Genomic DNA, 17,519 nt, shown 5'->3' on the forward strand with positions numbered 1-17,519 from the left:
GACGGCAGTCCGAGGAGGAGCACGGCATGAGCGTTCTCGACATCCTGTCCGACGAGGAACGGCTGGTCGTCGGCACCGTCCACGAGTTCGTCGACAAGGAGGTGCGGCCCGTCGCCCGGGAGTTCGAGCACTCCGACACGTACCCCGAGGCCCTGATCGAGGGCATGAAACGGCTCGGCGTCTTCGGCCTCGCCGTCCCCGAGCAGTACGGCGGCACCCCCGTCTCCACTCCCTGCTACGTCCTCGTCACCGAGGAACTCGCCCGCGGCTGGATGAGCCTGGCCGGCGCCATGGGCGGCCACACCGTCGTCGCCAAACTGCTGCTGCACTACGGCACCGAGGAGCAGAAGCGCCGCTACCTCCCCCGGATGGCCACCGGCGAGCTGCGGGCCACCATGGCCCTCACCGAACCCGGCGGCGGCTCCGACCTCCAGGCCATGCGCACCGTCGCCCGCCGCGACGCCGAGGGATACGTCGTCGACGGCGCCAAGATGTGGATCACCAACGCGCGCCGCTCGGGCCTGATCGCCCTGCTGTGCAAGACCGATCCCGACGCCCGCCCCGCCCACCACGGCATGTCGATCCTGCTCGTCGAGCACGGCCCCGGTCTCACCGTCTCCCGCGACCTGCCCAAGCTCGGCTACAAGGGCGTCGAGAGCTGCGAGCTCTCCTTCGACGGCCACCGCGCCCCGGCCACAGCCCTGCTCGGCGGCGCGGAGGGCCGGGGCTTCGGGCAGATGATGAAGGGTCTGGAGACCGGACGGCTACAGGTCGCCGCCCGCGCGCTCGGCGTCGGCCGGGCCGCCCTGGAGGACGCCCTCGCCTACGCCCGGGCCCGCGAGTCCTTCGGCAAGCCGATCTGGCAGCACCAGTCCATCGGCAACTACCTTGCCGACATGGCCACTTCGCTGACCGCTGCCCGGCAGCTCACGCTGTACGCTGCCCGCGAGGCCGACGCGGGCCGCCGGATCGACATGGAGGCTGGCATGGCGAAGCTGTTCGCCTCCGAGGCCGCGATGCGGATCGCCCTCGACGCCGTACGAATCCACGGCGGCTACGGCTACTCCACGGAGTTCGACGTCGAGCGCTACTTCCGCGACGCACCGCTGATGATCGTCGGTGAGGGGACCAACGAGATCCAGCGGAACGTGATCGCCGCGCAGCTCGTCGCGCGCGGGGGCCTCGACGCCTGAGGGCACCCGAGCACACCCGGCCACCACCACGGTGGCCACCCATCCAGCAGCCGGAGGGGCAGCCAGTGGACACCAGCGAACAGCGCCGACGCGACGAACGGGACGGTCACGCCGAAAAGGCCGGGGCGGCGGCCGGGGAGGGCCCCGCAGGAGGGTTACCGGCCTGGCTGGTGGCCCGCGGCCTGATACCCGATACGGGTCCCAAACGCGTCCTCGCCGCCGCCACCTTCATCAACATGATCGGCAAGGGCCTCTTCATGGCCGGGGCCGCGCTCTTCTTCACCCGCTCCGTCGGCATTCCGGTCGCCCAGGTCGGACTCGCCCTGGGCGCCGCCGCCCTGATCGGCCTCGTCGCCGGCATCCCCGTGGGGCATCTGGCCGACCGGCGCGGCCCGCGCGAGGTCTACCGGATCGCGGTCGTCGTGCAGGCCCTCGCCGTGGCGGCGCTGGTGTTCGTGCACACCTTCCCGTGGCTGATCGCCGCCATGTGCGTGGCCGAGCTCGCCAACTCGGCCGGCACTGCCGCCCGCGGACCGCTGACCCGCGCCGTGGGCGCCCCGAACCCCACCCACTACCGCTCCTACCTGCGGGCCCTCAACAACATCGCCGCCGGCTGCGGCGCCCTCGCGGCCGGTGTCGCCGTCCAGGTGGACACCCGGACCGCGTATGTGAGCCTCATCCTGGGCAACGCCGTCGCGTTCCTGGTCTGCGCGGCCATCGCCTCCCGCATCCCGTCCGTACCACCGGTCAAGGCCCCCGAGGAGAGCGGGCGTTGGCTCGCCCTCAAGGACAGGCCGTACGTGGTGCTCACCGCCCTCGACGGCATCATGTCCATCCACACCCAGGTGCTGATCTTCGCCCTGCCGCTGTGGATCATCGGGCACACCGACGCGCCGCGGTGGTTCGTCGGCGCGAGCGTGGCGGTCAACACCGCCCTCGTGGTCTGCCTACAGGTGCGGGCCAGCCGCGGCATCGACTCCAACCGGGCGGCCGGGCGGGTGGTGCGCCGCGCGGGGGTGGCGCTCCTCATCGCCACCGCCCTCATCGCGGCGGCGGGCGGCACGCCCGGATGGGGCGCGGTGGTCGTCGTCGTGCTCGGCGTGGTCGTGCTCACCATCGGCGAACTCTGGCACACCGCTGCCTCGTTCGAGCTGTCCTTCGGCCTCGCTCCGGCGCACGCGCAGGGCCAGTACTCGGGTCTGCACGGTATCGGCCAGGGGCTGTCCAACTCGATCGGCCCGCCGCTGCTCGGTCTGGTCTGCCTCGGCTGGGGCGAGCCGGGCTGGCTGGTCATGGGAGCCCTCTTCCTGGTCGTCGGCCAGCTCATGCCGCTCGTCGTGAACTGGTCCGACCGCACCCGCGCCCACACCCCGGGCTGACCCGGCAGCACATTCCCGCGTACTCGCGCAAGCCCGCGACGCCCATGGACCGCTGGGACTTTGGTCCTATTCTGGCCGCGCCGGTCCCATGCGAGGCTGAGGCAGCGCGAGCAACGCGGCGGGGGCCGTTCCCAAAGCTCGGATCCGGAATCGGATTCAGCTGCGGGTCCGGGTGCGTGCTTCTGTTCCAAAGACCCCTCGTCGTCGCCGACCGGCCGCCCCGGCCGGGCACGTCCGTCCAGTCCGTGATCGGTGAGGGTGACATCCCCATGTCGGGCACAATCCTGTTCTTGAACCGCTGGCCCCGGCCCGATGACGAGCGGCGCTGGGAGAACCGCCTCGCCGCTCCCGAGGATCTCTTCCTGCCGGAGACCGACCGCGTCACGTACGTCTGCGACGCGGGCGGCCGCAGCGGAGTGCCCTCCGACGCCGAACGCGTCCACCTCGTCGAGGACTTCGACGACCTGAAAGGCGTCCTGCGGCTCCTGGACGCCGTCGTCCGCGACGAAGGCCCCTTCGACCACGTCATCGGCTTCTCCGAACTGCTCCTCGACCTCGTAGCGACCCTGCGCGAGCGCTACGGCATCCCGGGCGCGGGACCCGAGGAGACCGCCCGGTTCCGCGACAAGACCGTCATGAAGGAGACCCTCGCCCGGGCCGGCGTCCGCGTGCCGCGCTGGGCGCCCTGCCACACCGAGGACCAGGTCCTCGCGGTCGCCGAGACGTTCGGCTACCCCGTGATCGTCAAGCCGGTGCGCGGGGCCTCCAGCCAGGGCGTGCGCGAGATCGCCTCGGCCGAGGAGCTGCGGGCGCTGTGCGCCGAGCGGAGCCTGCACGACCTTGAGATCGAGGAGTTCGTGCGGGGTGAGATCCTGCACGTCGACGGCGTCCTGGACGCTTCCGGCAAGCCGCTGTTCCTGTGCACCTCGCGCTACGTCTCCACCTGCCTGGACTTCGAGCTGCTGGGCGAACCGCTCGGCTCCGTCTTCCAGACGGACCCCGCGGTACGCGCCCGGTGCGAGGACTTCGCCCTGCGCTGCCTGACCGCGCTCGGCCTGCGCGGCTCGGCCTTCCACCTCGAACTCTTCGACACCGGCGAGGAGTTGGTGTTCCTCGAGGTCGGCGCCCGGGTGCCGGGCGCGGACGTTCCCTACGTCATCCACGACGTCCACGGCGTGAACCTGTTCCGGCTCTGGGTCGACGTGCTGCTCGGCCGCCCGGTCGACCCGCCGGTCTCCGACCCGGAGCAGAGCGGCGGCTGGCTGATGATCCCGGGCCCCAGGCCACTTCCCCAGAAGGTCACCGCGGCCAACCCCCTCCTCGGCGAAGTGCCTTACTTGTACCGGGAGTTGGTGCCGGAGGCAGGTGAGGTCCTGGTCTCCCGGCCCGGCTCGTACGCCATGCTCCAGGGCGGCCGCTTCCTCTTCCGGGGCGGCACGCAGGCGCAGATCGAGGAAGCCGTGCGCCAGGTGCGCGCCCGCTACCGGCTGACGGCCGAGCCCGTCCCGTAGAGCGCACCGGATACCGCGCCGCAGACCATCCGAACCATCTCGTACATCCGAAATCGAACCATCGAGTCCGTGGAGGAAAGACGTGGGTCAGTTGAACCATGCGGAGCTGGTCGACAAGAACTTCGTGGTGTTCGCCGAGGGGTGCTTCGGCCTCTTCACCAGCAAGATCGCCGCATCACTGATCCGCTACCGCGGGGACCGCTGCGTCGCCGTCGTCGACAGCCGCAAGGCCGGTCAGACGGCCCAGGACGTCCTCGGCTACGGCGGCTCGATCCCGATCGTCGGCCGGGTCGAGGACACCCTGCACCTGCGCCCCGAGGTCATGGTCATCGGCAAGGGCCTGCACTCCGCCGAACTGCCCTCCGGCTGGAAGCCGCACCTCCTCGCGGCCGTCCAGAACGGCCTCCACCTGGTCAACTCCATCCACTACCGCCTCACCAGCGACCCGGACATCGCCCGCGCCGTCCGCGAGAAGGGCATCACCGTCTGGGAGACCAAGGACGCCCCGACGGTGCCGCTCAACAAGGCCCGCGTCCTCGGCCTGGACACCTGGATCATCCACACCTGCGGCAGCGACTCCAACATCGGCAAGAAGACCGCCGCGCTACAGATCTGGAACGAGGCCAACGGCCGCGGCATCTCCACCGGGTTCGCAGCCACCGGCCAGAGCGGCATGATGATCTCCGGCCACGGCGTCGCCGTCGACGGCGTGCCCGGTGACTTCATGGGCGGCGCCGTCGAGCAGGTCGTCATGGAGGCCGCCGCCGGCAACGAATGGGTCGTCGTCGAAGGCCAGGGCTCCCTCAACCACATCGGGGCCAGCGGTGTCGCCCTCGCCATCCTGCACGGCGCCCTGCCGCACGCCCTGGTCTTCTGCCACCGCCTCGGCGCCGAGCGCACCAAGGTCTGGGAGACACCCATCATCCCCATCCCCGAGCTCATCCGCATGAACGAGGAGCTGACCGTCTTCGAACGGCCCGCCAAGGTCGCCGCCGTCAGCGTCAACAGCGCCGGCTTCACCGAGGAGGACTACCGCCGCGAGGCCGAGAAGCTCGAGGCCGAGACCGGACTGCCGGTCCTCGACCCGGTCCGCGAGGGCGGCGCCGCCCAGCTCGTCGACATCCTGCGCGCCCACCAGCGCGAGACCGCGGACCGGCAGCCGGTCCGGCGGCGCTGAGTGCGGACCCGCCAAGCCGAGGAGGTGCACAGGTGAAGAGAGCGGTCCTGCTCCTCATGCACCAGGGAAAGTCGTTCACCGAGGAGGCCGCCGCGGCCACCGCCGGTCTTGGCCTGACCCTGGTCGCGCTCAGCTCCCGCCCGGAGGCCCCGGAGGCCCTGGACGCGAGCCGCCGCCACCTGGCGGACTGCGTGGTCACCGAGGAACCCGAACTGCGTTTCGGCGACGTCGAGAAGGCCGTGCGCGAACTCGCCGACCGCGGCTACCGGGTCGAGGCCGCCCTCGCCACCTTCGAGGGCTACCGGCTCCTGATGGCCGAGCTCAACGAGCGGCTCGGCGCGCGCGACTCCGCCGAGCCCGCGTTGCGCCTCTGCCTCGACAAGTACGAGCTGCGTCGCTTCCTCTTCGCCGAAGGGCTCAGCGAGGTGCGGGTCCGTCGGCTCGCACCGGGTGTGACGCCCGAACTCGACGCCTCGGCACGCTGGTTCGTCAAGCCGGTGCGCGGCGCCTCGTCCTTCGCGGCCTTCGTCCTGGAGGACGTGCGCGACCTGGCGGACCTGCCGGCGATCCAGGAGCAGATGCGGGCCGACCGGCGCATGAAGGCGATCTTCATGGACCGGTACGACTTCCTCGTCGAGGAGTACGTCGAGGGCCCCGAGTTCAGCTTCGAGACCCTCGTCCTCGACGGGCGGGTCCACCACCTGTGCGTCCACGAGAAGGCCCGCGTGGAACGCCTGGAGCGGACCACCCTGGAGGGCATGTCGGTCAGCCCGCCCGCCACCATCGGACGCGAACTCGTCCTGGAGGGGGCGGACTTCGTCTCGCGCTGCTTCGCCGCGCTGGAGCAGCACGGGCTGACCGGCGGCGCCTTCCACGTCGAGGTCAAGTACTGGGAGTCGAAGAAGCGCTGGGAGATCATCGAGATCAACCCCCGGATGGGCGGCAGTCTCATCGACGCCAGCGTCCAGGCCGTCACCGGGCACTCCCTGCTCGACCTGTGGACCGAGTCCCTGCTGCTGCCCGACGGCGAACGCGACGCGTTCCACGACCGGCTCATCCACGCCTCCCAGCTGGAGGCCCTGCGCACCGGCGCGCCGACCCGGGCGACCGTGTTCCTCAGCAAGTACGGCGAGAAGGGGCGGACCGTCGACGCGATCGGCTTCGACCCGCCCACCCGCCCGCCGCGGATCCTGCGCGTGCATGTGGCGGAGGGCACCCGGCTCGACGCCTCCGACCGGGCGATCTGCCTGATGGACGCCCTGTGGGACGTGGCGGCCGACGACCTCGACGCCGAGACCGCCTTCCTCGACCGACACGCGACGGAGCATTTCCATGTCCGCTACCGCTGACCCCGACGACCCGATCCTCGACCTGCACCTGGGCGGCAAGCTGGAGGTCCGAGCCACCGTCCCGCTGCGCGACCGCGAGGACCTCGCCCGGGTCTACACCCCCGGCTTCACCCGGGTCGCCGAGCGGATCGCCCGCGACCCGGCCGCCGCCGGCCGCTGGTCCATCCGCGGCAACACCGTCGCCATCGTCACCGACGGCTCCGCCGTCTCCGGCCTGGGCGACCTCGGCCCGCTGGCGGCCCTGCCGGTCATGGAGGGCAAGGCGCTGCTCTTCAAGGAGTTCGCCGGCATCGACGCCTTCCCCCTGTGCCTGGGCACCCAGGACGTCGACGCGATCGTCGACACCGTCGCCCACCTCGAACCGACCTTCGGCGGCATCATGCTGGAGGACATCGCCGCCCCGCGGTGCTTCGAGATCGAGGACCGGCTGCGCGAGCGGCTCTCCATTCCCGTGCTCCACGACGACCAGCACGCCACCGCCGTCGCCGCGACCGCGGCGTTGATCAACGCGGCCAAGGCGGTCGGCAAGGAGCTGGGCGAGCTCAAGGTGGTCGTCGCCGGCGCCGGAGCCGCCGGCACCTCGACGGCCCGGCTGTTCATGAACATCGGGGTACGGCGGATCGTCGCCTGTGACCGGCAGGGCGCCCTGCACCGGGGCCGCACCGACCTGACGGACGCCAAGCGGTGGTTCGCCGACCGCACCAACCCGGACCAGGAGACGGGCCCGCTGCGCTCCGTCCTGGCCGGCGCGGACGTCTTCGTCGGCTTCGCCGGCCGCGGCGTCCTCGCTCCCGAGGACCTGCGGACCATGGCCGACCGGCCGGTCGTCTTCGCCCTGTCCAACCCGCACCCCGAGTTCCTCCCCCACGAGGTGCAGGACGTCGTCGCGATCCTCGCGACCGGGCGCAGCGACCTCCCGAACCAGATCGACTGCGGACTGTGCTACCCCGGCATCTTCCGGGGCGCCTTCGACGCGGGCGTACCGAGCATCACCGAGGAGATGAAGGTGGCCGCGGCCCGCGCGATCGCCGGTCTCGTCGACGACCGGACCCTCGGACGCGGCCAGATCGTGCCCGACATCTTCGACGGCGTCGCCCCGCACGTGGCGAAGGCGGTGGCCGAGGCCGCCGTCGTGCCCGGCAGCACCACCCTCCCGTGAACGTCCCTCCCGAGCACCACCCTCCCGCGAACCCTCCCCTGAAGGAGAACGCAATGAACCGCGTGCAGAACACCGGGATCACTCACCCGAAGCCGTTCTACAACGAGGAGCAGAGCCGGCTGAAGAAGGCCGAGCTCGACCGCTACATGGACAAGAAGATGGCGGAGTGGAAGGAAACCGTCCCCTTCGCGTCCCACATGACCGACCCCGAGCTCCACCAGGCGTACTACCGCCGCACCCTCATCGAGCACGTGTGGCGGATCCGCCTCTCCCGGGTCAGCCAGTCCAAGGCCATCTACAAGATCGCCCAGATCTCGCCCAAGGCGGCCAAGGACTACGCGCACTACCAGGCCGACGAGATGCTCCACGACAGGCTGTACGTCAGCGACGCCGCGGCCGCCGGCATCACCGAGGAGGAGATCCTCGCCACCGAGCCGTACCTCTCCACCCGCCTGTTCGAGGGCTTCTTCTACTTCGCCCTGGAGCACGAGTCGGCCCTCGCCCCGGTCGTCTCCAACTACCTGGTCGAGTACACCCAGGCCAAGCTCCAGCCGGCCATCGTCCAGAACCTCCAGGAGCGGCTCGGCAAGGAGAACGTCAAGGGCCAGGCCGCCCACCTCCACGTCGACACCACCGAAGACCACTCCCAGGAGATGTGGGACATCCTCCACCAGCTGATCTTCAGCGAGGAGGACTTCCAGAAGGTGTTCAAGTACATCGACGACGTCCAGGAGATCCTCGCCATGTTCTTCCGCGAGATCTACGAGGACACCGTCGCCAAGCACGCGGCGACCGCCGCGTGACCCACTCGTCCCGGGCCACGCCGACGACAGGACCAGCACGCGGAGACCTCATGCGCCTACGGGTTGAACCGATCGACAGCTTCACGGGGACGTTCCGCGTCCCCGCCTCGAAGCCGGAGACACAGCGGGCGATCCTGGCGAGCACCCTGGCCGAGGGGCGCTCGCGGATCACCAACGACCTCCGCTGCGAGGAGACCGAGACCATGAAGCGCGCCTGCCGCGCGCTGGGCGCCGAGATCGTCGAGCACGAGGGATACCTCGACATCACCGGCACCGGAGGGCAGTTCAAGGACGACGGCCGGACGGTGATCCGCTCCGACGGCTCCGGGCTCGTCTTCCGTACGATGACGGCGCTGGCCTCCGTCCTGCCGTCACCGGTCGTCGTGACCGGCGACGAGACCCTGTGCAAGCGGGTCATGTCCCCGCTCCTGGACGCCCTGCGCGACCTCGGCGCGGACATCGAGTCCATCTGCCGCGAGGGCAACGCACCCGTCGTCAACTGGGGCGGGCGCCTCGCAGGCGGTGTCTGCCGGCTGCCCGGCGACGTCAGCTCTCAGTTCATCACCGCCATCCTGTTCGCCGCCCCGTTCGCCGAACGCCCGGTGGAGATCGAGGTGGCGGGCCGGGTCCACTCGATGTCGTACATCGAGCAGACCCTGCACACCCTGCGACAGGCGGGCATCGACGTCACCGTCTCCGACGACCACCGGCGCTACCGCGTGGAGCCCTCGCTCTACCGGTCCCAGGACGTCGCCGTCCACGAGGACTACACCTCCGCCTCGTACCTGCTCGCCGCCGCCGCGCTCTACCCGGGCCGTAAGGTCTTCACCGGCGTCCACGGCACCAGCACCCAGGGCGAGTCGGCGATCGTGCCGATCCTGGAGCGGCTCGGCGTGCGCACCGCGTTCGACCGCGGGGCCGACACCCTGACCGTCGACACCCCGCCGGACAGCATGCGCGGCGACTTCCACATCGACGCCACCGACTGCCCCAACATCGTGCCCACCCTCGCCGCCCTCGGCGCCTACGTCGACGGCACCCTCCGGGTCACCGGGGCGCGGGTGACGCACTTCCACAAGGCCTCCCGCATCGAGGCCATGGTCGGCGAACTGTCCAAGGCGGGCGTGGACATCCGGCCGCGGTACGAGCGCGGGGTCTGCGACGGCTTCGAGGTGCGCGGCAGGTCCACGTACCCGGGCGGCGTGGAGTTCTCGCACTGGGGCGACCACCGCATCTTCATGTCGCTGTTCGTGGCCGGTCTGCGCATGGAGTCCGCCAACCTCTACTCCGGCTTCGAGGAGGTCCGGCTCTCCTTCCCCGCGTTCTTCGAGGAGTTCGCCAAGGCGGACGTCGTCACCTCGGCCGTCGACGGGCCGGACGCCGACCCCGCCCCGCCCGGCCCGCGCCGGGCCCCGGCCGCGGTGCCGGTCGGCGGCGCCTGAGCCGTCGTGGGGCGCCGGTCGGCCCTCGCCGACCGGCGCCCCCCGCACGGCCCGCGCCCCGCCCCACCGCCGCCGCCCACCAGAGCGCCCACCAGAGAGGAACCCCCCGGATGTCCGCACCCGACACGGCCGCGCTCGTCAAGGAATACCGCGAGAACGGCTTCGCGGTCGCCGAGCGTCTCTTCGACCCGAGCGAGGTCGCCGAGCTCAACACAGCCATCACGGAGATCCTGGACGTCCCCGACATCGGCTCCGTCGCCGAAGTGGAGCCGGGTGACAAGGGCATGGCCCGCCGGATCTGGTCGCCCACCAAGCAGCACTCCGCGTTCGAGCGGGCCGCCGCCCACCCCCGGCTGCTCGACCACGTCGAGGCGCTCATCGGCCCCGACATCCTGTTCCACTACAGCAAGCTCCACCTCAAGGCCCCGCAGGTCGGCAGCGTCGTGGACTGGCACCAGGACTTCGCCTACTACCCGCACACCAACACCGACCTGGTGACGGCCCTGATCTACCTCGACGACACCACCACCGAGAACTCCGCCCTCCAGGCCGTCCCCGGCTCCCACAAGCGCGGACTCGCCGACCACTACGTCGACGGATACTTCCGCGGCAAGGTGGCGGGCGCCGACGCCCCCGACCCGGCGCTCGCCGTGCCGATCGAGGCGCCCGCCGGCAGCGTGGTCTTCATCCACTGCCTGCTGCTGCACTACTCCTCCCCGAACCACTCCGACCGGTACCGCCGCGCCTTCCTGCCGGCCTACCGGGCGGCCGACGCCTACCCGATCCACTTCGGGCCGCACGCCGGCCACAACGAGGCAGGGGTGACCCTGCTGCGCGGTAGCGTGTCGGACACGGCCCGCGTGGAGGCCGGTGCGTGGCGACTCCCGCTCGCGGAGCGCCCCTTCGGCTCGCTCTTCCAGCTCCAGGAAGGCACCCACACCACGGAGACCGCGGCGGCCACCGGGTACGCCACGCTCGAGGAGGCGAAGTGACAGCCCCATGAGGACGCCGAACGTGACGGTCGTCCGCGCCTGCCTGCGGGGCGGCGCGGGCGGCAGCCCCACGGCCGTGGTCCTGGAGGACGACACGGCCGGCCCGCGTCTCGGGGACGACGAGCGGCGCCGGATCCCGGTCGAACAGGGCACCTCGCACGCGGTGTACGTACGCCAGGACGGCGACACGACCGAGCTGCGCTTCTTCACCGCGGAAGGGGAACTGCCGGCCTGCGGGCACGGTACCGTCGCCGCCCTCGCCCTGCTCGCGGCGCGGCACGGCGGCGACCGGCCCTATCGGGCCACCCTGCGCGCCGGGGGGCGCGTCTTCGCCGGCCGGGCCGAGCGCGACGGCGACCGGATCACCGCCGCCTTCGACCCGGGCCCCGTCGACCTGCGCGAGCCCACCGCCGAGGAACGCGACCTGGTCCTGCCGGCGCTCGGCCTGGCACCGGACGACGTCGGTCCTGACGTCCGGATCGCCGGCGTGGGCCGCGAACGCGTCCTGGTGCCGGTCCCCAGCTGGGCCGCGCTCGCCGCGCTCCGCCCGGACCTGGACCGGCTCAGGGCGGCCTGCGACCGGTTCGGCCTGCTCGGCGCGTACGTCCATTCGGCGCCCTCGCCCGAGGGCGCGCTCGCGGCCCGGATGTTCGCCCCCTCGATCGGCGTCCCCGAGGACATCGCCAACGCCAACAGCACGGCCTGTCTCGCCGCCCACCTGGCCGACCGCGGCGTCCACCGGATCGCCGTCGACATGGGCGACGCCCTCGGCAGCCCCGCCACCATCACCGCCACGGCGGGACCGGACCACCGCGTAGAACTCGGCGGCAGCGCACGGCTCCTGACGGAGGCGGACCGGCCCACCGGCTGACCGCCGGAGGTCGACGAGCGGTGCGAACGCATGTACGACACGTGTGCGAGCGCCACTCCCCGGTGCCCCTGACGTCGTCCGTTCGGCCCATCCCACCTGCGGGAACGACCCGCGCCCCGGACCGTTGGGGGCATGAGGTTCGCCGACGAATTGAAGAGCGCCGTCACCCCGCGAGCAGCCCTGCTCGTCATCGGCGTACTCGCCCTGCAACTGCTGTTCATCGCCTCCTACGTGGGCGCGCTGCACAACCCTAAACCGAAGGACGTGGCCTTCGCGGTGGTCGCCCCGGGCCCCGCCGCGAAGGAGACCGCCGACAAGCTGGAGAAGCTCCCCGGCGAGCCGCTGGACACCCGCGTCCTCAAGGACGAGGCCGCGGCCCGCCACCAGATCATCAACCGGGACATCGACGGCGCCCTGATCGTCGACCCGCGCGGCACGACCGACACCCTCCTGGTCGCCTCCGGCGGCGGCACCGCGCTCTCCAGAACCCTGACCACACTCGTCACCGAGGCCGACGCGGCCGAGAAGCGCGAGGTCAAGACCGTGGACGTGGCCGCGGCCTCGGACCAGGACTTCAACGGACTCTCGTCCTTCTACCTCGTCGTCGGCTGGTGCGTCGGCGGCTATCTGTGCGCGTCGATCCTCGCGATCAGCGCGGGCTCCCGGGCCGCCAACGTGCCGCGCGCGATCGTCAGGCTCGGCACCATGGCGCTCTACTCGATCGTCGGCGGACTCGGCGGCGCGGTCATCATCGGGCCGATCCTCGGCGCCCTGCCCGGCAGCGTTCTTGGCCTGTGGGGCCTCGGCGCCCTGATCGTCTTCGGGGTCGGCGCGATCACGCTCGCCCTCCAGGCGCTCACCGGCATCGTGGGCATCGGCCTGGCCGTCCTCATCGTGGTGATCGGGGGCAATCCGAGCGCGGGCGGCGCCTTCCCGCTGCCGATGCTGCCCCCCTTCTGGAAGGCGATCGGACCCTGGCTGCAACCGGGCGCGGGCACCTGGACGGCTCGCTCCATCGCGTACTTCGAGGGGAACGCGATCACCGGACCGCTCCTCGTCCTCTCGGCCTGGGCACTCGTCGGCGTCGTCGTGACCCTCGCCCTGTCCGCCCGGCGCAGACCGGTCAGCGGCTCGATCGACCTCAGCGGCACGGGGTACGGCAAGCCGTGAAGGAGCCCCGCCCCCGCCTCTGGCGCGTTCCAGAAGCGGGGCGGGGCCATGACCCTCGTACCGTCTCAGCCGTACGGGCTCAGCCGATTTCCGCGCCGTAGGCGCTCAACGCCTCCGGCACCGGCTGGAAGAAGGTCTCACCCCCGGAGGAGCAGTCGCCGCTGCCGCCCGAGGTGAGGCCCAGCGCGGTGTCGCCGGCGAAGAGCGCGCCGCCGCTGTCGCCGGGCTCCGCGCAGACCGTGGTCTGGATCAGACCGTCGACCTGGCCCTCCTGGTAGTTCACCGTGGCGCCCAGCGCGGTGACCTCGCCGTCGTGCAGCTGGGTGGTGCTGCCGCTGCGCTGCACCTTCTGCCCCACCGTGGCCTCCCCGGCCTTGCTGATCGCCTGGCTGCTGCCGTTGTAGAGGTTCACCTCGCTCGGGTGCGGGGTGTCGGCCGTGTACTTCACGAGGGCGTAGTCGTTGCCCGGGAAGCTGGACTCCTGCGTGGTGCCGATCTCCTGGCCGCCCTGCGAGTCGGACCAGCTCTTGACGGCGTTGCCGCAGTGGCCCGCCGTCAGGAAGTGCGGCTCACCGCCCTTGACGACGTTGAAGCCGAGCGAGCAGCGCGAGCCGCCGCCCCAGATCGCGTCGCCACCGGCGATGAACGCCTTGTACTCGCCCTTGCTGCGCTTGAGTTCGGCCTTGCCGCCGAGGCTCTTCACGATCGAGGCGACCTTGTCCAGCGCGGCGCCCTTGACCGTGCGGTCCGCCGTGACGACGACCTTGTTGGTGGCCGGGTCCATCGCCCAGGAAGTGCCGGGCACGGCCGCCTTGTCGTCGAGCGTGGCGCGGGCGCTCTTCAGTTCCGCCAGGGAGTTCTCGACGATTCTGGCCTTGCCGCCCGCGGACTCGACGGCGTCCGCCGCGCTCTTGTTCAGCACGTTCACGACGAGGTTCTTGGCCTTGGCGTCGTAGTACGTGCCCGCGGCGTCCGCGCCCAGGTCCTTGCCCAGGGACGAAGCGAGCTTTCCGGCCTTGGCCACCGAGAGGGTGGCCGGTGTGGGTTCGGGCGAGTTCTCGCTCGCGTTCGCGGTCTGGAAGGTGATGCCCGCGGCGACCAGCGCGGTGATGCCCGCGCCTGCCACGGCGGCACGCCGCTTGGGTATGCGTCGGTGCTTCAAAACTCACGACCTCCTGTGGGGGGAACGACCCGTCCGGTGTGGGGTCCTGACGGATCGATAGGCGGACGCGACACGGATTGACCACGCCGGAACAGCGGCGTTGCCGCGCTCTGTAGCCGCGTCCATGCCAAGTTACTTCGTCCACTATCCCGACGCCCTGCGGTCGCACACAAGGTCAACTTCAGGACGCGCACGCGAAAACGGCAGTGCGCCCTTCAGCCCTCACACGACCCCATCGCACCACGTCGTTTCCGTTGCAAACACCGTGTGCGAGGGAAGGGTAGTCAGCCTGTGAGGACTAGTCCTGTCCGGTTCTCGCCCCTTCGGAGGGGCCCGACCGGGGCGCAGGTGACTGCTGTTGTGGAGGTGACTGCGGTTGCGGAAGGGCCTGTTGAGCCCGCTCAAGGAAGCGGAGCAGCTCCACCGGGAAGGGCAGGACGAGGGTGGAGTTCTTCTCGGCGGCGACGGCCACCACGGTCTGCAACAGGCGCAGTTGGAGCGCGGCCGGCTCCTCCGCCATCTCGTGGGCGGCCTCGGCGAGCTTCTTGGAGGCCTGCAACTCGGCGTCGGCGTTGATGACGCGGGCCCGCCGCTCGCGGTCGGCCTCGGCCTGCCGGGCCATGGACCGCTTCATGGTCTCGGGCAGGGATACGTCCTTGATCTCGACGCGGTCGATCTGCACGCCCCACCCGATGGCCGGGCTGTCGATCATCAACTCAAGGCCCTGGTTCAGCTTTTCGCGGTTGGACAGCAGGTCGTCCAGGTCGCTCTTGCCGATGATCGAGCGCAGCGAGGTCTGCGCCATCTGCGAGACCGCGAAGCGGTAGTCCTCCACCTGCACGACGGCCTCGGCGGCGTCCACCACCTTGAAGTAGATGACCGCGTCCACCCGCACCGTGACGTTGTCGCGCGTGATGCCGTCCTGCGCGGGCACCGGCATCGTCACGATCTGCATGTTGACCTTACGGAGCCGGTCCACGAGCGGCACGATCAAGGTGAGCCCCGGCCCGCGCACCGTGTGCTGGAGCTTCCCGAGCCGCAGCACCACGCCCCGCTCGTACTGCTTGACGACGCGCGCCGCCGCCAGTACGTAGACCACCGCGACAGCCCCCGCGGCCGATCCCGCCGCCACCAGCTCCTCGACCATGCCGGCCCCCCAGGGTCCGAAGTGGGCGTGTCGGTCGTCCCCTTCGAAGGTAGCCCGCCTCCCGGGAGAGGGCGAGCCCTCCGACGGCGGGCCGGGGACGGGCGAGCCCCCGCCCGGAAGCCGGGCGGGGGCTCATCCTGTTGTCGGTCAGCGGTTCACCTGCGAGCGTGCGTGCGCGGTCTCAGTAGACGCTGACGTTGTACGCGCGCAGCGCCTCCGTGACCGGCTGGAAGAACGTGGTGCCGCCGGAGGAGCAGTTGCCGCTGCCGCCGGAGGTCAGACCGAGGGCCGTGGAACCCGAGTAGAGCGGGCCGCCGCTGTCGCCGGGCTCGGCGCAGACCGTCGTCTTGATCATGCCGTAGACGACGTCGCCGCCGCCGTAGTTGACGGTCTGGTTCAGCGCGGTGACCCGGCCGCTGTGCGTGCCGGTGGTGGAGCCGCGCCGGGTGACGCTCTGCCCGACCGTGGGGTCGGCGGCGCGCGTGATGTCCTGGCTGCCCACGGTGCCGGACTTGGTGATCGAGGTGTTCGTGTAGCGCACGATCCCGTAGTCGTTCGTCGGGAAGCTGGAGCCCGACGTGGTGCCGAGGACGGTGGTCTTCGCGGAGTTGGCCCACCAGGTCGTGGCACCGTCGGTGCAGTGACCGGCGGTCAGGAAGTAGTAGGCGCCCGCGCTGTTGCGCACGTTGAAGCCGAGCGAACAGCGCCAGCTGCTCGCGTAGATGGCGTCGCCGCCCGAGATGTACTTCTGGAACTTGCCCGGGGTGCGCTCGATCTTCAGGGCGTCCGCGTTGGATCCGGCGGCCGCCTTCAGCTTGGCGATCTCGGCCTTGGAGACCGTGCTGTCGGCGGTGACGACGACTCGCTTGGTCTTCGGGTCGACGCCCCAGGCGGTGCCCGCGACGTCGGCGTCGAGCACGGCGTCGCCCGCCTGCTCCAACTGGGACGCGCTGAAGGTCGTCGTGCCGTCGTGCGCGTTGGCCGCGGGCACGGCGAGCGCTCCGACGGCGACGAGCCCGGTGGCCACGGCGAGCAGGCGGGTACGTCTCGCTATGCCGGTGTGGGGGATGGTGCGCTTGATCCTCACGTTGTTCCCTCCCGAGGGAAGTCAGTGGGTCCGTGTGGGTTGAGGACCCGTGAGGCGCAGCCAAAGAGCAGGCCCTGATTCCGGATACGCCGTGCCCCTGACAAGCGCTGCTCGGGAGTATTGGGGGGCGAGGACCGGCCGCACAAGGGCGCCTTTCGGCCGACGACCGGTCGACATATCCTCTTTCCCCGGTGTTCCCCGGTGTTCCCCGGTGTTCCCCGGTGTTCCCAGGCTCCCGCCGGCTTCCCCCGGTACCGGCTCAGCCGTCGAGGAGGTTCCGCTCCCCCGCCGCGACCTCGGTGACCAGGGTGTTGCCCGGCGGCGGGAAGGGGCAGATGAAGTGGTCGGCGAAGGCGCACGGAGGGAGCAGCGCCCGGTTGAAGTCGACCGTGGTGCGCCCTTCGGCATCGGGGGCGGTGGGGCGCAGGAAACGGAAGTGGTAGCTGGAGATTCCGCTGGTGGCGTCCGCGAACACGGCCCAGAGCGAGCCGTCGCCCTCGACGCTCACCTGGAGGGTGTGCTCGACTCCCCCGAGGCGGAAGGAGAGCTCACCGCCGAGGCCGAGGCCGCGCTCCTTGCCGTCGGCGTTGCCCACCCTGACGGTGCGGCTCTCGCCGTAGGGGGTGAAGCGGCCGGGCACGGCCCAGCGCGCGTCGTACGCGGTGGCGTCGATGCCCTTGAAGGCGCGGCGCGCGTCGGCGTCCGGGTCGAAGTCGCGTACCGCCCAGAGACCTTCGCGGTGGATGACGACGAGCCTGCGCTCCCCGTGCCGGACACGGGCCGCGGCGACCGGGCCGCTGTCGGCACCCAGCAGGACCTCGCCGGTCAGGGGCTGTCCGTCGACGGTGAGGCCGTCCTCGGCGCGGGCGGTCAGGACGACCCCGTCGGGAGTCTCGGCCCACCGCCCGGGGATGTCCGGAATTGAACCATCCGGATGATCCGCGAGCCAGTGCGTGCCGGTGAGGGAGAGCGGCCCGTAGGGGGCCGAGACCGTCTCCGTGCGCTGCTCGTGCCAATGCCGCCAGTCCCGTACGGCGTCCGCGTCCGGGGTCGCGGCGTTCTCGGTGCTCATGGTGA

General features: G+C 71.2%; 15 protein-coding genes. 11 read left to right on the forward strand and 4 right to left on the reverse strand.

All coding sequences use genetic code 11. The annotated features are described in order from the left end of the window. Positions 1 to 26: 26 nt before the first annotated feature. From CP975_RS07035 to CP975_RS07090, 11 genes are all read left to right on the forward strand, one after another. A complete protein-coding gene (locus tag CP975_RS07035; RefSeq protein WP_055526491.1) occupies positions 27 to 1,193 on the forward strand; it encodes an acyl-CoA dehydrogenase family protein in 1,167 nt (388 codons plus the stop codon). Between the two features lie 65 nt (positions 1,194 to 1,258). Continuing rightward, positions 1,259 to 2,572, forward strand: a complete 1,314-nt coding sequence (locus CP975_RS07040; RefSeq protein WP_246201422.1) for an MFS transporter — start codon at positions 1,259 to 1,261, stop codon at positions 2,570 to 2,572. Positions 2,573 to 2,841: 269 nt separating this feature from the next. Continuing rightward, on the forward strand, positions 2,842 to 4,083 hold the full coding sequence (locus tag CP975_RS07045) for an ATP-grasp domain-containing protein (protein WP_055526504.1): 1,242 nt from the start codon (positions 2,842 to 2,844) through the stop codon (positions 4,081 to 4,083). A gap of 82 nt (positions 4,084 to 4,165) precedes the next feature. Next, the gene (locus tag CP975_RS07050) at positions 4,166 to 5,260 is read left to right on the forward strand and encodes a DUF1611 domain-containing protein (RefSeq protein ID WP_055526493.1); all 1,095 of its coding nucleotides are present in this window, start codon (positions 4,166 to 4,168) and stop codon (positions 5,258 to 5,260) included. A gap of 32 nt (positions 5,261 to 5,292) precedes the next feature. Beyond that, positions 5,293 to 6,609 (forward strand): ATP-grasp domain-containing protein, encoded by a 1,317-nt coding sequence (locus tag CP975_RS07055; RefSeq protein ID WP_150476676.1) that lies wholly within the window; start codon positions 5,293 to 5,295, stop codon positions 6,607 to 6,609. Further along, positions 6,593 to 7,768: an NAD(P)-dependent malic enzyme gene (locus tag CP975_RS07060; RefSeq protein ID WP_150476677.1), complete on the forward strand. Its 1,176-nt coding sequence runs from the start codon at positions 6,593 to 6,595 to the stop codon at positions 7,766 to 7,768. Before CP975_RS07055 ends, CP975_RS07060 begins: the two co-directional genes overlap by 17 nt. A 53-nt stretch (positions 7,769 to 7,821) precedes the next feature. After that, positions 7,822 to 8,571 (forward strand): iron-containing redox enzyme family protein, encoded by a 750-nt coding sequence (locus tag CP975_RS07065; RefSeq protein ID WP_055533503.1) that lies wholly within the window; start codon positions 7,822 to 7,824, stop codon positions 8,569 to 8,571. Positions 8,572 to 8,621: 50 nt separating this feature from the next. Continuing rightward, positions 8,622 to 10,013, forward strand: coding sequence for a 3-phosphoshikimate 1-carboxyvinyltransferase (gene aroA, locus CP975_RS07070; protein WP_150476678.1), 1,392 nt, complete (start codon positions 8,622 to 8,624; stop codon positions 10,011 to 10,013). 110 nt (positions 10,014 to 10,123) lie between these two features. After that, positions 10,124 to 11,005 (forward strand): phytanoyl-CoA dioxygenase family protein, encoded by an 882-nt coding sequence (locus tag CP975_RS07080; protein WP_055528263.1) that lies wholly within the window; start codon positions 10,124 to 10,126, stop codon positions 11,003 to 11,005. A 7-nt stretch (positions 11,006 to 11,012) separates the two neighbouring features. Then, positions 11,013 to 11,876: a PhzF family phenazine biosynthesis protein gene (locus CP975_RS07085; RefSeq protein WP_055528264.1), complete on the forward strand. Its 864-nt coding sequence runs from the start codon at positions 11,013 to 11,015 to the stop codon at positions 11,874 to 11,876. Between the two features lie 132 nt (positions 11,877 to 12,008). Next, on the forward strand, positions 12,009 to 13,046 hold the full coding sequence (locus CP975_RS07090; protein WP_055528265.1) for a hypothetical protein: 1,038 nt from the start codon (positions 12,009 to 12,011) through the stop codon (positions 13,044 to 13,046). Positions 13,047 to 13,125: 79 nt separating this feature from the next. On the opposite strand, the gene CP975_RS07095 is transcribed toward CP975_RS07090, so the two are convergent. The 4 genes from CP975_RS07095 to CP975_RS07110 form a co-directional block, all read right to left on the reverse strand. After that, positions 13,126 to 14,208 carry a S1 family peptidase gene (locus CP975_RS07095; protein ID WP_055528267.1) on the reverse strand — a complete coding sequence of 361 codons (1,083 nt, stop codon included), beginning with the start codon at positions 14,206 to 14,208 and terminating at the stop codon, positions 13,126 to 13,128. A 298-nt stretch (positions 14,209 to 14,506) separates the two neighbouring features. Beyond that, positions 14,507 to 15,355: a slipin family protein gene (locus CP975_RS07100; RefSeq protein WP_055528268.1), complete on the reverse strand. Its 849-nt coding sequence runs from the start codon at positions 15,353 to 15,355 to the stop codon at positions 14,507 to 14,509. 181 nt (positions 15,356 to 15,536) lie between these two features. Next, positions 15,537 to 16,442, reverse strand: coding sequence for a S1 family peptidase (locus CP975_RS07105; protein WP_055528269.1), 906 nt, complete (start codon positions 16,440 to 16,442; stop codon positions 15,537 to 15,539). Between the two features lie 259 nt (positions 16,443 to 16,701). Next, a complete protein-coding gene (locus CP975_RS07110) occupies positions 16,702 to 17,514 on the reverse strand; it encodes a DUF1684 domain-containing protein (RefSeq protein WP_055528271.1) in 813 nt (270 codons plus the stop codon). Between the last annotated feature and the right edge of the window lie 5 nt (positions 17,515 to 17,519).

It is taken from the genome of Streptomyces alboniger, from assembly GCF_008704395.1.
Lineage (GTDB): Bacteria > Actinomycetota > Actinomycetes > Streptomycetales > Streptomycetaceae > Streptomyces > Streptomyces alboniger.

Coding starts and splice junctions, on each gene's coding strand:
- CP975_RS07035 (WP_055526491.1), top strand. CDS start 27: ATGAGCGTTCTCGACATCCTGTCCGACGAGGAACGGCTGGTCGTCGGC.
- CP975_RS07045 (WP_055526504.1), top strand. CDS start 2,842: ATGTCGGGCACAATCCTGTTCTTGAACCGCTGGCCCCGGCCCGATGAC.
- CP975_RS07060 (WP_150476677.1), top strand. CDS start 6,593: ATGTCCGCTACCGCTGACCCCGACGACCCGATCCTCGACCTGCACCTG.
- CP975_RS07065 (WP_055533503.1), top strand. CDS start 7,822: ATGAACCGCGTGCAGAACACCGGGATCACTCACCCGAAGCCGTTCTAC.
- aroA (WP_150476678.1), top strand. CDS start 8,622: ATGCGCCTACGGGTTGAACCGATCGACAGCTTCACGGGGACGTTCCGC.
- CP975_RS07080 (WP_055528263.1), top strand. CDS start 10,124: ATGTCCGCACCCGACACGGCCGCGCTCGTCAAGGAATACCGCGAGAAC.
- CP975_RS07085 (WP_055528264.1), top strand. CDS start 11,013: ATGAGGACGCCGAACGTGACGGTCGTCCGCGCCTGCCTGCGGGGCGGC.
- CP975_RS07090 (WP_055528265.1), top strand. CDS start 12,009: ATGAGGTTCGCCGACGAATTGAAGAGCGCCGTCACCCCGCGAGCAGCC.
- CP975_RS07100 (WP_055528268.1), bottom strand. CDS start 15,355: ATGGTCGAGGAGCTGGTGGCGGCGGGATCGGCCGCGGGGGCTGTCGCG.
- CP975_RS07110 (WP_055528271.1), bottom strand. CDS start 17,514: ATGAGCACCGAGAACGCCGCGACCCCGGACGCGGACGCCGTACGGGAC.